Source organism: Belnapia sp. (assembly GCF_059504005.1).
The window spans coordinates 92,127-104,884 of sequence record NZ_JCACHU010000089.1 but is presented as its reverse complement, the minus strand read 5'-3'; the positions used below and the strand labels follow the sequence as shown (position 1 = coordinate 104,884).

The window sequence follows — 12,758 nt, the reverse complement described above, 5'->3', positions numbered from 1 at the left end:
CCCCGCCGCCAGTTTACACCCGCTCCAGGCACATCGCGACGCCCATGCCGCCGCCGATGCAGAGCGTCGCCAGGCCGCGCTTCGCCTCGCGCCGCTGCATCTCGAAGAGCAGCGTGTTCAGCACCCGCGCGCCGCTGGCGCCGATCGGATGGCCGAGGGCGATCGCCCCGCCATTCACGTTCACCTTCGAGGTGTCCCAGCCAAGGTCCTTGTTGACCGCGCAGGCCTGCGCCGCGAAGGCCTCGTTCGCCTCGATCAGGTCGAGCGTCGAGATGTCCCAGCCCGCCTTCTGCAGCGCCTTCCGGCTCGACGGGATCGGCCCCGTGCCCATGATCGAGGGGTCGACGCCCGCCGTCGCCCAGGAGGCGATGCGCGCCAGCGGCGTGATGCCGCGCTTCCGCGCCTCCTCGGCCGACATCACCACCAGCGCCGCGGCGCCGTCATTGATGCCGCTCGCATTGCCCGCCGTCACCGTGCCGTCCTTGCTGAAGGCCGGGCGCAGCTTCTGCAGCACCTCGAGCGTCGTCTCCGGCTTCGGATACTCGTCGTCGGAGATGGTGACCTCGCCCTTCCGGGTCTTCACCGTCACCGGCGCGATCTCGTCGCGGAAGCGCCCCGCCTTCATCGCCTCGCCCGCCTTGCGCTGGGAGGCGGCGGCGAACTCGTCCTGCTGCTCGCGGGTGATCTGGTACTTTTGCGCGACGTTCTCGGCGGTGGTGCCCATGTGGTAGCCGTGGAAGGCATCCCACAGCCCGTCCTTGATCATGGTGTCGACCAGCTGCAGGTCGCCCATCTTCTGCCCGGCGCGAAGCTGCTGCGCATGCGGCGCCTGGGTCATGCTCTCCTGCCCGCCGGCGACGACGATATTGGCGTCACCGGTCGCGATCTGCTGCGCCGCCAACGCGACGGCGCGGAGGCCGGAGCCGCAGAGCTGGTTGATGCCGAAGGCCGTCCGCTCCACCGGGATGCCGGCCGCGACGGCCGCCTGCCGCGCCGGGTTCTGCCCCGCGCCCGCGGTCAGGATCTGCCCGAGGATGACTTCGTCCACCTCCTCCGGCCGCACCCCGGCCCGCTCCATCGCCGCCTTGAGCGCGATGGTGCCGAGCGTATGCGCCGGCAAGCTGGCGAAGGCCCCGGAGAAACTCCCCACCGGCGTGCGCGCCGCGGAGGCGATGACGATATCGGTCATGTCTGGCTTCCCTACCTTTTTTGCTGTGCTGCGGCGCAGTTTGGACCCGCGCCGCCCCAGGCTACAAGTCGAGCTCCGAGAGCCATCGCCGCAGCGGCAGCCACAGCGCATCCTCGGCTCCCCGGCCGGCCACCATGCCGATATGGCCGGCCGCAGCACCGTGCACCAGGGCCCCGGGCAGGGACTTCGCCAGCGCCAGGGCCGAGGCCGGCGGCACGATCCGGTCGCGCGACGGGATGGCGAGGAAGGCCGGCATGCCGAGCCGCCCCGGCTCCACCGCCTCGCCCGCGACCCGCCACTCCCCCCGCGCCGGCGCATTCGCCCCGTACCACTGGCCGAGCACCTCGCGCGCTACGGGCGCCGCCAGCGCGACGCCGTCGTTCAGCCAGTCCTCCAGCGCGACGAAGCGCCGGGCCTGCGCGCTCTCCGGGTCCAGCGCCGCGAAGCCGCGGTACTTCTCGGCGATGGAGAAGGGATCGAGCGCCGCGAACAGCGCCTGGATCGCATCCACGGGCAGCGCCCCGGTCGCCGCCAGCAGCGGCTCCAGCCCCGGCAGCAGCGCCCCGAGCGCCCTGGCCCGCCCGGCATCCTCCGCCCAGAAATCCCATGGCGTTGCCAGCAGGCCGAGCGCCTTCACCCGCCCCGGCTGCCGCAGCGCCGCGCCGAGCGCCAGCAGCCCGCCCATGCAGTAGCCGACCAGCACCACCGGCTCATCCACCGCCCCGAGCGCCCGTTCCAGCCGCCCGGCGATGTAGTCCGTCAGCCCGAAGCTCCGCTCCACCGGCCCCGGCTCGCCCCAATCCAGCAGCAGCACCCGGACCCCCTGCCCCGCCAGGAAGCGGAGCATGGAGGCCTCCGGCATCAGGTCGAGGATGTCCGCCCGGTTCACCAGCGAGGGTACCACCAGCACCGTCGCGCCCTGCCCGCCATAGTCGAGCAGCCGGCTCCCCCCCTCGGCCCAGAGCACCGGCAGCGCCGGCGCCTGCCGCCGCCAGGCATGCCGCCGATAGGCCCGGATGCCGGCCAGCAGCGCCGCATCGGCCCGGGCGAGCGCCCGCCAGACCGCGCGAGCGAAGGCTTCAGGCGGATGGCCGCTTGCGGCGAGCCGGCCGGCGAGCCTCTCCAGCTCCGGCCTCGAGCGCGGCCACCCGGGCCTCGAGCTCGGCGATCCGCCCGAGGAGGCCAGCGGCAGCGCCGCCATCGCCGCCCACCGCCGCATCGCCAGGAGGCCGAGATGCAGCGGCAGCGGCCGCGGCCCCCGCCTCACGCGCCGCGCCCCCGGGCCATCCGCTCGGCCAGCCGCCGAGCATCAGCCGCCAGGCCGCCGCCATGTCGGCATCCGCCGCGAGCGCCCCGATCTCCTCCTGCCAAAGCCCGATCCATTCCTCCGCCAGCCGGTCGAGCTCCCCCTCTTCCGCCATGTCGCACCCCCGCGCGCGATTGTGTGCGACGCAAAAACCCGCTTCCGCGCGGGCCGTTCCGCCGTGCTACTCTGTTCGGCCCTACACGCAAGAACCGCATCGGAAACGTCATGGCCGACAGCACCGCCCGCGCCGAACCGGCGCCCGAACCTCCCGCAAGCACGCCCGTGGTGGTGAAGAAGTATGCCAACCGTCGCCTCTACAACACGGAATCCTCGAGCTACGTCACCCTGGAGGATCTGGCCGGAATGGTCCGCCAGGGCCGCGACTTCGTGGTCTACGATGCCAAATCGGGCGAGGAGATCACCCGTTCCGTCCTGACGCAGATCATCGTCGAGGAGGAGTCGAAAGGCCGCAACCTGCTGCCCGAGGGCTTCCTCCGCCACCTGATCGGCTTCTACGGCGACAGCCTGCAGACCGTCCTCCCCCGCTACCTTGACGTGGCAATGAACGGCTTCGCCCGCCAGCAAACACAGATGCGGCACTCCATGGAGCAGGCGATGGGCGGCCTCATGCCCTTCCCGACCATCGAGGAAGTGAGCAAGCAGAACATGGCGATGATGGAGCGGGCGATGAACCTCTTCTCCCCCTTCCGCCAGGCGGAGCCGCCCCAGGGCGGGCACCAGGGCGCCGCCCAGACCATCGAGGCGCTCAAGGCCGAGGTCGAATCCCTCCGCCAGCAGCTGGCCACGCTGCAACAATCCAAACCTGATGCATCGCGCACCGGGTGAATCCGGACCGTTCTGCCTCCATCACGCGTTCGTCACGCGCTGCGGTGGAACGGGGACCATCCCACGGCATTGCCCAAGGTGAGACAACAATGGGCTCCGAGGGATACAATATGCCAGCAAGCACCGAGACCGGTACGCCGCGCCCGGCCGCCGCCAAGATGGGCCAGCGGGCCAATGCGGCGGACCGCCATGTCGGCGCCCGGATCCGGGAGCGGCGGGTGATGATGGGCCTCTCCCAACAGCAACTCGCCCGTATGATCGGGGTTACCTACCAGCAGGCTCACAAGTATGAGCGCGGCCTGAATCGCATTTCCGCCGGCCGTCTCTTCGAGATTGCCCAGGTGCTGAACGTGGCCGTCTCCTGGTTCTTCGAGGGCTTGAACGACGAGCAGGAGCCGAGCGAGATCTCCCCGCGCCAGCGCATGTGCCTGGAGCTCGCCCGCAACTTTGCCCTGATCGACAACGAGAAGCATCAAGAGGCGCTGAGCCAGATGGCCAGGGCGCTCGCCGCCCAGAGCCTTGCCGAGAACCCGGAGCGCGAGCTCGCCGTTGAGTCGGAGGAGCGCCACTGAGGCGCTCCCTCACCGACTTGAGGTAGTTCGTTGGCTGTATCGAGGCGACCGCCCGCACCCCCGCTGCTGCGGCCGAAGAAGCGTAGTTCCTGGATGGGGCCGGCCGGCTTGGTGCTGGCCCTGGCCGGGCTCGCGGGCGGGCTGGCGCTTGGCCTCGGCCTGCGCCCGCCCCCGCAGCGCGCCCCGGCCCCGGTGGCGAGCCTCGCCCCCACCCCCCAGCCGAGCCTCGCGCCCGCCGCCCCGGCCCTCACGGCAGCTCCCCCGGCGCTTCCCCCTGCCGACCTCGCCGCCCAGCGCGCCGGCCTTCAGGCCGACATCGCCGCCGAGCAGGCTCGGCTCGAGAGCATCCGCCAGGCCCGCGCCGCGGCCGAGGCCGAGCTTGCCGCCCTCCGCCAGGCGCGCGTCGCGGCCGAGACGGACCTGGCCGGCCTCCGCCGCGACCTCGCCGCCAGTCGGCGCGACCTGGCCGCCGCCCAGGCGGGCGCGCCGCCGCAGCAGCTCGCCCCGCCGCCCCGCCCGCTCCGTCTGCCGGAGCCCGTTGCCGCCGCCGCAGCGCCGCCCAGCCAGCCGCGCGTCTACGTCCATCTCCGCGCCGGCTCCGCCGCGGCGGCCGGCATCGCCAGCGAGCTTGCCCCCCAGCTCCGCGAGGGCGGCTTCGACCTGGTCGAGCTGCGCGCCGTCGGCGCCACCCCCTCGCAGCGCGTGGTGCGCTACTTCCACACCGAGGATGCTGCGGCGGCCGCCCGCCTCGCCGGCCGCCTCGGCCGCGGCTGGGCGATCCAGGATTTCCGCAATTTCGAGCCCGCGCCAAGCCAGGGTACGCTGGAGATCTGGCTGCCGGATCGGTAAAGCGGGGTCCGGACGGGTGGCATCGCCCGGGAGGGGTGGTTTGCTCGCTCAGGCACCAGCTCAGGCAGCGCCTGCGGGCGCAACCCTGCGGAGGCCCTCCCGGCAGCGCGGCCCGGCGGCATGCCGATGATCGGCCGCCGCGCCGCCCTTCTCCTCCCCCTCGCCACCGCGGCCCGGGCCGCGGATGGCCGCATCCTCCGCCCCGCCCCGGACATGGCGATGCGCGGCCCGGCCGATGCCGCGGGCGCGCTGATCTGGGCCCATGCCCATTACACCGAGGGCCCGCCGCCGGGCCTGCCGCCCTTCGCCGCGCGCCTCGCCGCCTACGACCTCTGGCGCCTCGACCGCATCGGCGGCGGCCGGGACCCGCTCCAGGCCGGTGCCGCGGCGCTGGCCGAGGGCAGCGCCCGCCTCCGCGCCGAGGGCTACCGGCGCATCGTCATCCTCGGCGAATCCCGCGGCGCCTTCCTCGCCCTCGCCGCCCTCGCCATGCCGAGGCTCGCCGATGCGATGCTGCTGCTCGCCCCCGCCGCCCATGGCACCAACCCGGCCCGCCGCCCCGAGGCCCTCGCCGCCTTCCGCGCCGCGCTCGACGGCATGGCGCCCGAGGCGCTGCATCGCGGCGCCCTCGCCCTGTTCCGCGACGACCCCTACGACCCGGACCCGGAGGCCCGCGCCGCCGCCTTCCGCGAGGCGATGCGGCGGCATGGCGCCGAGGCCCTGGTCCTCGACCGCCCCGAGGCCCCGGCCGGCCACGGCGCCGCCCGCGACCCGGAATTCGACGCCCGCTTCGGCCCCTGCCTGGCCCGCTTCCTCGACAGCGACGCGCCACTGCCCGCAGACTGCGCCGGCCACGTCAGCGCCCAGGGGATGCCATGAACCCGGAAACCCGCCGCAGGCTTGCCGAGGTCAGCACCGCCACCCTCACCACCGTCCTCTTCAAGCACGGCTTCCGGAACCTCTTCCTCCAGGGCCCGCGCCTGGTGAACCCCTCGGCCCCCCGCATGGTCGGCCCCGCCTATACCCTCCGCTACATCCCGGCGCGCGAGGATCTCGACAGGCTCGACGCCTTCCTCGACCCCGGCCACCCGCAGCGCAGGGGCATCGAGGAATGCCCGGCCGGCAGCGTCTTCGTCGTCGACAGCCGCGGCGACCCGAAGGCCGCCAGCGCCGGCGGCATCCTGCTGACGCGGTTGATGGCCCGCGGCGCCGCCGGTGCCGTCACCGATGGCGGCTTCCGCGACACGCCCGAGATCGCGCAGATGCCCTGGCCCATCTACCACGCCGCCCCGAGCGCCCCGACCAACCTCATCCGCCATCATGCCGCCGACCTGAACATCCCCATCGCCTGCGGCGAGGTCCCGGTCTATCCCGGCGACATCATGGTCGGCGACGGCGAGGGCGTGGTCTGCATCCCCGCCCACCTCGCCGACCAGGTCGCTGAGGAGGCCTTCGAGCAGACCGTCGTCGAGGATTTCGTGCAGGAGCGGGTTGCGGCCGGCGCGGGCCTCCGCGGCCTCTACCCAATGACGGACCCGCGGAACCGCGAGCTCCTCGCCGCCTGGCGGAGCGAGAGAGGCCGATAGGCCGGCCGAGGGGCGTGAACCTGCCCCGACGGCAACAGCCCGCGGCATGGCCGGCGAACCCGCGTGCAACGGACATGCCGCGGGGCGGACCACCCAGGACGGGGGCCTGGATCGCCGTCCGCGGGCCCGGCCGGGCGGAAACCGGCCCAGGGCCCGAACTTTCGCCCGCCTCCCGTGTTCGGCCCTGCTTGCGGTGATTGCCGGAGGCGTCGATGGCCCGTCCAGACTGCGAAGCATGCCGCCGCCGCCCTGCCGGAGCCGCCCGGCCTTGAGCGCCCGGGCCGCGCCGGCACCCCTGGCCCGCCTGCTGCCGCGCGCCAGGGACTGGCGCATCCCGCTCGCCCTCCTCGCCACCTATGCCAGTTTCGGCTCCGGCCCGGCCGGCGCCCGGGCGGCGCTCGACACGCTGCCGCCGCTGCTCCTCGTCGGCATCCGCGGGATTGCGGGGGGCGCGATCCTCTTCGCCTGGGCCCGCGCCGCCGGCGCGCCGCGGCCGGGCCCGCGCCACTGGCTCGCCGCCTGCGGCATCGGGATGCTGATCCTCGCCCTCGGCGCCGGCGTCGCCACCTTCGGCCAGAAGACTGTGCCCTCCGGCGTCGCCGGCGTGATGTCCGCCCTGCTGCCGATCGTCGCCGCCTGCCTCGGCTACCTGCTCTTCCGCGAGCGGCCGGCCCGCCGGGCCCTGATCGGCCTGGTGGTCGGGGTCGCCGGCCTCGGCCTCCTGCTCCGCCCCGGCGCCGATCTCGATCCCTTCGGCATCGCGCTGCTGGTGGCCAGCCAATGCGCCTGGGCGCTGGGCGCGGTGCTCGCGCCCCGTGCCGGCCTGCCGGACGACCCGCGCCTCGCGGCGGGAATGGAGCTGCTCTGCGGCGGCGCCGTCCTGCTCGCCGCCGCCGGCGCCATGGGCGACATCGCCGCGCTCGACTGGCACGCCGTCTCGCTGCAATCCTGGCTCGGCCTCGGCTGGCTGACGCTGACCGCCGTGGTCGGCTTCACCGCCTACGGCTACCTCGCCGCCACCGTGGCGCCCTCGGTGGCGACCACCTTCTCCTACGTGAATCCCGTGGTGGCGATGGGCCTCGGCTGGCTGCTCTTCGCCGAGCCCCTCACCGCCCAGGCGATGCTGGCCACGGCCATCGTCGTCGCCGGCGTCTGCCTCATCGTCTCCGCGCAGTCGGGGGACTCCGGCCCGGCGCGGCACCCGCTGACCTCGGGCCACGGCCACCGCCGCCTGATCGTCACGCCCTATCCGCTGGGGGAGGCCGCCCCGGTCAGCGCCGCCGCGCCCCATCCGCCACCAGCGTGCAGCCCGCCACCGCGATGAGGATGCAGAGCCCCGGCCATACCGCCTGAAGCGGCGCCGAGAACACCATCTCCTGCGCGTTGGAGAGCATGTTCCCCCAGGACGGCGCCGGCGGCTGGATGCCTAAGCCAAGGAAGCTCAGCGTGCTCTCGGCGAGGATCGCCCCCGCCACCGCCAGCGCCGCGGCGACCCCGATGGGCCCCGCGATGTTCGGCAGCACATGCCGCAGCAGCACCCGCGCCCCGCTGGCCCCGCAGACCCGGGCCGCCGCCACATAGTCGAGCGAGAGCTGGGTGAGCGCTGCCGCCCGCGCCAGCCGCGCCGTCCCGACCCAGCCGAAGGCGACCAGGATCAGCACGATGCGCAGGATGTCCGACGCCGCCTCCCCCCTCGGCAGGCCGAACCGCCCGGTGTCGACGGCGGCCAGCACGACGAGCAGCGGCAGCGCTGGCAGCGCCAGCAGCCCATCCGCCACCCGCATCAGCAGCGCATCGACCCAGCCCCCGCGCCAGGCCGCCAGCAGCCCCGCCGCCGTGCCGAGCCCCGTCGCCCCCAGCGCCACGGCCAGCCCGACGGCGAGCGAGACCCGCCCGCCATGCAGCAGCCGCAGCAGCACGTCCCGCCCCAGCTCGTCGGTCCCGAGCGGATGCGCGGCGCCGGCCTCGCCGTAGCGCGCCAGCAGGTTGGGCGCGAAGGGATCGGCCCCCAGCAACGCCTGCGCCCATCCCGCCGCCGCCGCCCCAAGCCCGAGCGACCCGATCAGCGCCAGGCCCAGCCACAGCCGCATCAGCGCGTCAGCCGCGGATCGATGAGCCGCTGCGCGATGTCGGCCGCGAGGGTCGCCAGCATCGTCACCAGCGCCGCCAGCAGCAGGGCGAGCAGCGCCAGGTTGTAGTCGTTGCCCATGATGCTGTCGTAGATCAGCTTGCCCATCCCCGGCCGGGCGAAGATGGTCTCCGTCACCAGCGCGCCGGAGACGAGGCTGCCGGCATCGAGCGCCGCGACCGTCACCACCGGGATCGCCGCATTGGGGAAGGCATGCCCCCAGATCACCTGCCGCGGCGAGAGCCCTTTCATCCGCGCCGTGCGGATATAGGGCTGCGCCATCTCCTCCCGCATGGCGGAGAGGCTGTGCCGGGCATAGGCCGCGATGTTGACGAAGGCGAGCGTCGCCACCGGCAGCAGCAGGAAGCGCGCCGCCTCGCCGAGGCCCTGGCCCTCCCCGGTCCCCCCCGCCGGCAGCCAGCCGAGCTCGACCGCGAAGAGGATGATGAGCAGGATGCCGAGCCAGAAGCCCGGCATGGCCTGCGCCAGCAGCGCCAGCCCCTCGGCGAGGACGCCGACGCCTCGCCGCACCGCCCCGACCACGCCGAGCCCGATGCCGATCCCCGCCGAGAGCAGCAGCGCCCAACCGAGCAGCACGAGGGTCGAGCGCAGCGCCGGCCCCAGCACCTCGACAACCGGCACCGCATAGAGGCGCGAGAAGCCGAACTCCCCGCGCAGCACCGCCGCCGCCCAGGCGAGGTAGCGCTCGCCGAGCGGCCGGTCGAGCCCGTGCAGCGCCCGGAGCCGCGCCGCATCGGCTGGCGTCAGCCGCGGGTCGGCGGCCATGGCGAGGTCGAGCGGGTCGCCGGGCATCAGCCCCATCGCCAGCCAGACCAGCGCCGAGAGCAGGGCAAGCACCACCCCGATCTGCACCAGCCTGCCGGCGACAAGGCGCAGCATTCAGCCGCCGCGGGCTTCCTTGATCGCGGCCTTCGCCGCATTGACCATCAGCCCGACATCGTTGCCGCCGACGGTGACGAGCTTGAAGCCCATGTCGATCATCTTCTTCGCGTATTTCGGCGAGGAATTGTGCAGCCCCGCCGCGATGCCGCGCTTCGAGGTCTCCTTGATCAGCCGCTCGTAGATTTTGAGGATCTCCGGCTCCTCCCGGTCGAGGATCGGGATCATGCCGAGCGAGAGGCCGAGATCGGAGGGCCCGACATAGATCGCGTCGATCCCCGGCACGTCGAGGATGGCCTCGAGGTTGTCGAGCGCCGTCTGCGTCTCGATCATCGGGATGACCAGGATCTCGTCATTGGCGGTCTTCTGGTAGCCGCCCGCCTCGCCATAGACGCCGGCGCGGATCGGCCCGTTGCTGCGCGTGCCGCGCGGCGGGTACTTCGAATACTGGACGAGGGCGCGCGCCTCGGCCTCGGTGTTCACCATCGGGCAGATGACGCCATAGGCGCCGGCATCCAGCACCTTGCCGATGATGCCCGGCTCGTTCCACGGCACCCGCACCATGGGCGTGGCGCCGGAGGGCTGGATGCCCTGGAAGCAGGCGACGCAGGAGAGGTAGTCCTGCACGCCGTGCTGCATGTCGACGGTGACGCTGTCCCAGCCGGCCTGGCTGTACATCTCGGCGCTGAAGGCGTTCGGAATGGCGAGCCAGCCATTCACCACGGCCTTGCCGGCCTGCCATGCTGCCTTGACCTTGTTGGGCATCGTTTCCCCCTCGGATTCCGTTCGCGAGATCGACGCTAGGCGCGGGCCGCAGGGGCGTCAACGGAGGGAGGACATTGCGTACTTGTACTGATCCCTGCTAGGATGCGCGCCGCCACCGGCCACGCCCCGCCCGGCCCCTCCTCAAACCCTCAAACCCTCAATTTCTTGCCGAAGCCGTGCGATATCAAGGGCTTGGTTCGCCCTCACCTTGAGCCCTTGAGGCATTTGGAGCCCGTCACTGGACGCCGCCCCGCCGGCCCGGCACGCTGCGCCCATGCCCGACTGGATCGTCGCCTCAGAAACCGGCCGCCTGACCGATGTCCTGGTCTGCGCCCCCGACCATTACCGGTGGCTGCCGACCAACAGCATCGCCCGCCGCACGCTGGCCGGCAGCGGCCAGCCCGACCTCCAGGGCCTGCAGGCCCAGCACCGCGAGCTCGTCGCCGCGCTGGAGGGGGCCGGCACCCAGGTCCACCACCTGCCGCCCGAGCCGCACCTCCCCTACATGGCCTATACCCGCGACAGCGTGGTGGTGACGCATCGCGGCCCCGTCCTCTGCCAGCTCGAGCGCCCGCAGCGCCGCGGCGAATACGCCGCCCTGATCGACTGGCACCGCGGCCGCTTCTGGCGGAAATCCTCGGCCGGGACGCTGGAGGGCGGCGATGTCCACATCCTCCGCCCCGGCCTCGCCCTGATCGGCGCCTCGGGCGGCCGCACCGACCTCGACGGCGCGGAGCAACTCGCCGGCTGGCTCCGCGCCGAGGGCTGGGAGGTCCGCATCCAGCCCTTCGACGAGCATTTCCTGCATCTGGACGTGCTGTTCTGTCTGGCCGCCCCCGGCCTCGCCGTCGCCTGCCTCGACGTGCTGCCGGAGGATTTCCGCGAGTGGCTGGCCGCGCATGGCATCCGCTGCCTCCCCGTCCCCTACCGGGCGGCGATGGCGCTCGGCTGCAACATCCTTTCCCTCGGCGAGGGCCGCGTGATATCGGCCGCCGAAAGCCGCGAGCTGAACGCCGCCCTCCGCGCCGAGGGCCTCACCGTGCTGGACCCTGCCCTCTCGCTCTTCACCGCCGGCGGCGGCGGCCCGCACTGCCTGACCTGCCCGCTCGCGCGGGAGGAGGATGCCGTCCGATGACCGAAGGGCGCCGTGCACCCATGGGTCTGAATCGGCCGGCCCGGAAAGGACCGCCATGAACACCATCGCCTCCCCCGCCGATGCCGTCATCGCCGCCCTCCGCGCGATGCTCGGCGACCGTCTCTCCACCGCCCAGGCGGTGCGCGAGCAGCACAGCCGCGGCGAGGACCAGACGCCGCCCACCCTGCCCGACGCCGTCGCCTTCCCCGAGAGCACGGAGGAGGTCAGCCGCATCCTGGCGCTGTGCAACCAGCACGGCGTCCCGCTCGTCGCCTTCGGGGCCGGCACCAGCCTCGAGGGGCATGTGAACCCGGTGCGGCGCGGCATCTCGCTCGACCTCAGCCGCATGACCAGCATCCTCGAGGTCAATGCCGAGGACATGGACTGCCTGATCGAGCCCGGCGTCACCCGCCACCAGCTCAACGACTACCTGCGCGACCAGGGCATGTTCTTCCCCGTCGACCCGGGCAGCCACTGCACCATCGGCGGCATGTGCGCGACGCGGGCCAGCGGCACCGCCGCCGTGCGCTACGGCACCATCCGGGAGAATGTCCTCGGCCTCGAAGTCGTGCTCGCCGACGGCCGCGTCATCCAAACCGGCGGCCGCGCCCGCAAGGCGGCCAACGGCTACGACCTGACGCGGCTCTTCATCGGCTCCGAGGGCACGCTCGGCGTCATCACCAAGGTCCGCCTCCGCCTGCACGGCATCCCGGAGGCGATGTCGGCCGCCGTCTGCCAGTTCCCCGACCTGAAATCCGCGGTCGAGACGACCATCGCCACCATGCAGGCCGGCATCCCCGTCGCCCGCATCGAGCTGCTCGACGCCGACCAGATGCAGGCCTCCATCAACTACTCGAAGCTCGAGGGCTACCGCGCCACGCCGACCCTCTTCCTCGAATTCCACGGCAGCCCGGCGGCGGTGCAGGAGCAGGCGGAGACAGTCGAGGCCATCGCCGCCGAGCTGGGCGGCGAGGGCTTCGCCTGGGCGACGGATGCCGAATCCCGCAACCGCCTCTGGAAGGCGCGGCACGACGCCTACTGGGCCGCCGTCGCGCTGATCCCCGGCTACCGCGCCATCACCACTGATGTCTGCGTCCCCATCTCGCGCCTTGCCGAGGCGATCCTCGGCGCCAAGGCGGATGCGGTCGCGGCGGGGGCCACGACCTGCATCGTCGGCCATGTCGGCGACGGCAATTTCCACCAGGTCATCCTCTACGACCCGGAGGACCCGCAGGGCCATGAAAAGGCCTGGGAGATCGACCGCAGGATCGTGGCGCGCGGCCTGGCGCTCGGCGGCACCTGCTCCGGCGAGCATGGCGTGGGCCTTGGCAAGCGGGAGTTCCTGGAGCAGGAGCACGGGCCGGAGGCGCTGGCGCTGATGCGCGGCATCAAGACCAGCTTCGACCCCAAGGGCATCCTCAACCCAGGCAAGATGTTCCGGAACTAGGGCATGCCTGCGCAGGAACCGGCGATGGATCGGCG

General features: G+C 73.0%; 13 protein-coding genes. 8 read left to right on the top strand and 5 right to left on the bottom strand.

All coding sequences use genetic code 11. The features are described 5' to 3' along the window. Positions 1 to 13: 13 nt before the first annotated feature. Both AC5JJ1_RS13380 and AC5JJ1_RS13375 read right to left on the bottom strand, forming a co-directional pair. Positions 14 to 1,189, bottom strand: a complete 1,176-nt coding sequence (locus AC5JJ1_RS13380; RefSeq protein ID WP_495785600.1) for an acetyl-CoA C-acetyltransferase — start codon at positions 1,187 to 1,189, stop codon at positions 14 to 16. A 61-nt stretch (positions 1,190 to 1,250) separates the two neighbouring features. Further along, positions 1,251 to 2,456 (bottom strand): alpha/beta fold hydrolase, encoded by a 1,206-nt coding sequence (locus tag AC5JJ1_RS13375; protein ID WP_495785599.1) that lies wholly within the window; start codon positions 2,454 to 2,456, stop codon positions 1,251 to 1,253. 264 nt (positions 2,457 to 2,720) lie between these two features. Here AC5JJ1_RS13375 and phaR point away from each other — a divergent pair, with 264 nt between their 5' ends. From phaR to AC5JJ1_RS13345, 6 genes are all read left to right on the top strand, one after another. Continuing rightward, entirely contained in the window at positions 2,721 to 3,341 is a 621-nt protein-coding gene (gene phaR / locus AC5JJ1_RS13370) for a polyhydroxyalkanoate synthesis repressor PhaR (RefSeq protein ID WP_495785598.1), read from the top strand. Between the two features lie 89 nt (positions 3,342 to 3,430). Further along, entirely contained in the window at positions 3,431 to 3,913 is a 483-nt protein-coding gene (locus AC5JJ1_RS13365) for a helix-turn-helix domain-containing protein (protein ID WP_495785597.1), read from the top strand. A 93-nt stretch (positions 3,914 to 4,006) separates the two neighbouring features. Beyond that, the gene (locus AC5JJ1_RS13360) at positions 4,007 to 4,762 is read left to right on the top strand and encodes a hypothetical protein (protein WP_495785596.1); all 756 of its coding nucleotides are present in this window, start codon (positions 4,007 to 4,009) and stop codon (positions 4,760 to 4,762) included. A 120-nt stretch (positions 4,763 to 4,882) separates the two neighbouring features. Continuing rightward, positions 4,883 to 5,641, top strand: coding sequence for a hypothetical protein (locus AC5JJ1_RS13355; protein ID WP_495785595.1), 759 nt, complete (start codon positions 4,883 to 4,885; stop codon positions 5,639 to 5,641). Next, a complete protein-coding gene (locus tag AC5JJ1_RS13350; RefSeq protein WP_495785594.1) occupies positions 5,638 to 6,348 on the top strand; it encodes a ribonuclease activity regulator RraA in 711 nt (236 codons plus the stop codon). Before AC5JJ1_RS13355 ends, AC5JJ1_RS13350 begins: the two co-directional genes overlap by 4 nt. 268 nt (positions 6,349 to 6,616) lie before the next feature. Continuing rightward, entirely contained in the window at positions 6,617 to 7,672 is a 1,056-nt protein-coding gene (locus AC5JJ1_RS13345) for an EamA family transporter (RefSeq protein WP_495785593.1), read from the top strand. Here AC5JJ1_RS13345 and AC5JJ1_RS13340 read toward each other — a convergent pair. Genes AC5JJ1_RS13340 through AC5JJ1_RS13330 form a run of 3 tightly spaced genes read right to left on the bottom strand, consistent with a single transcriptional unit; the run spans position 7,620 to position 10,141 of the window. Then, positions 7,620 to 8,438 (bottom strand): ABC transporter permease, encoded by an 819-nt coding sequence (locus AC5JJ1_RS13340; protein ID WP_495785592.1) that lies wholly within the window; start codon positions 8,436 to 8,438, stop codon positions 7,620 to 7,622. The two genes, AC5JJ1_RS13345 and AC5JJ1_RS13340, sit on opposite strands and share 53 nt — an antisense overlap. Continuing rightward, positions 8,438 to 9,376 carry an ABC transporter permease gene (locus AC5JJ1_RS13335; protein WP_495785591.1) on the bottom strand — a complete coding sequence of 313 codons (939 nt, stop codon included), beginning with the start codon at positions 9,374 to 9,376 and terminating at the stop codon, positions 8,438 to 8,440. Before AC5JJ1_RS13335 ends, AC5JJ1_RS13340 begins: the two co-directional genes overlap by 1 nt. Beyond that, positions 9,377 to 10,141, bottom strand: a complete 765-nt coding sequence (locus tag AC5JJ1_RS13330) for an HpcH/HpaI aldolase family protein (RefSeq protein WP_043337841.1) — start codon at positions 10,139 to 10,141, stop codon at positions 9,377 to 9,379. It abuts the gene before it with no gap. Between the two features lie 274 nt (positions 10,142 to 10,415). On the opposite strand from AC5JJ1_RS13330, the gene AC5JJ1_RS13325 reads away from it, so the two are divergent. Then, the gene (locus AC5JJ1_RS13325) at positions 10,416 to 11,276 is read left to right on the top strand and encodes a dimethylarginine dimethylaminohydrolase family protein (protein ID WP_495785590.1); all 861 of its coding nucleotides are present in this window, start codon (positions 10,416 to 10,418) and stop codon (positions 11,274 to 11,276) included. Positions 11,277 to 11,331: 55 nt separating this feature from the next. Next, positions 11,332 to 12,723: an FAD-binding oxidoreductase gene (locus AC5JJ1_RS13320; protein ID WP_495785589.1), complete on the top strand. Its 1,392-nt coding sequence runs from the start codon at positions 11,332 to 11,334 to the stop codon at positions 12,721 to 12,723. Positions 12,724 to 12,758 lie beyond the last annotated feature (35 nt).

Bases quoted from the DNA above. Each gene is read 5' to 3' on its own strand.
- phaR (WP_495785598.1), top strand. From the start codon at position 2,721: ATGGCCGACAGCACCGCCCGCGCCGAACCGGCGCCCGAACCTCCCGCA.
- AC5JJ1_RS13330 (WP_043337841.1), bottom strand. From the start codon at position 10,141: ATGCCCAACAAGGTCAAGGCAGCATGGCAGGCCGGCAAGGCCGTGGTG.
- AC5JJ1_RS13350 (WP_495785594.1), top strand. From the start codon at position 5,638: ATGAACCCGGAAACCCGCCGCAGGCTTGCCGAGGTCAGCACCGCCACC.
- AC5JJ1_RS13335 (WP_495785591.1), bottom strand. From the start codon at position 9,376: ATGCTGCGCCTTGTCGCCGGCAGGCTGGTGCAGATCGGGGTGGTGCTT.
- AC5JJ1_RS13325 (WP_495785590.1), top strand. From the start codon at position 10,416: ATGCCCGACTGGATCGTCGCCTCAGAAACCGGCCGCCTGACCGATGTC.
- AC5JJ1_RS13340 (WP_495785592.1), bottom strand. From the start codon at position 8,438: ATGCGGCTGTGGCTGGGCCTGGCGCTGATCGGGTCGCTCGGGCTTGGG.
- AC5JJ1_RS13355 (WP_495785595.1), top strand. From the start codon at position 4,883: ATGCCGATGATCGGCCGCCGCGCCGCCCTTCTCCTCCCCCTCGCCACC.
- AC5JJ1_RS13380 (WP_495785600.1), bottom strand. From the start codon at position 1,189: ATGACCGATATCGTCATCGCCTCCGCGGCGCGCACGCCGGTGGGGAGT.
- AC5JJ1_RS13365 (WP_495785597.1), top strand. From the start codon at position 3,431: ATGGGCTCCGAGGGATACAATATGCCAGCAAGCACCGAGACCGGTACG.
- AC5JJ1_RS13360 (WP_495785596.1), top strand. From the start codon at position 4,007: ATGGGGCCGGCCGGCTTGGTGCTGGCCCTGGCCGGGCTCGCGGGCGGG.
- AC5JJ1_RS13320 (WP_495785589.1), top strand. From the start codon at position 11,332: ATGAACACCATCGCCTCCCCCGCCGATGCCGTCATCGCCGCCCTCCGC.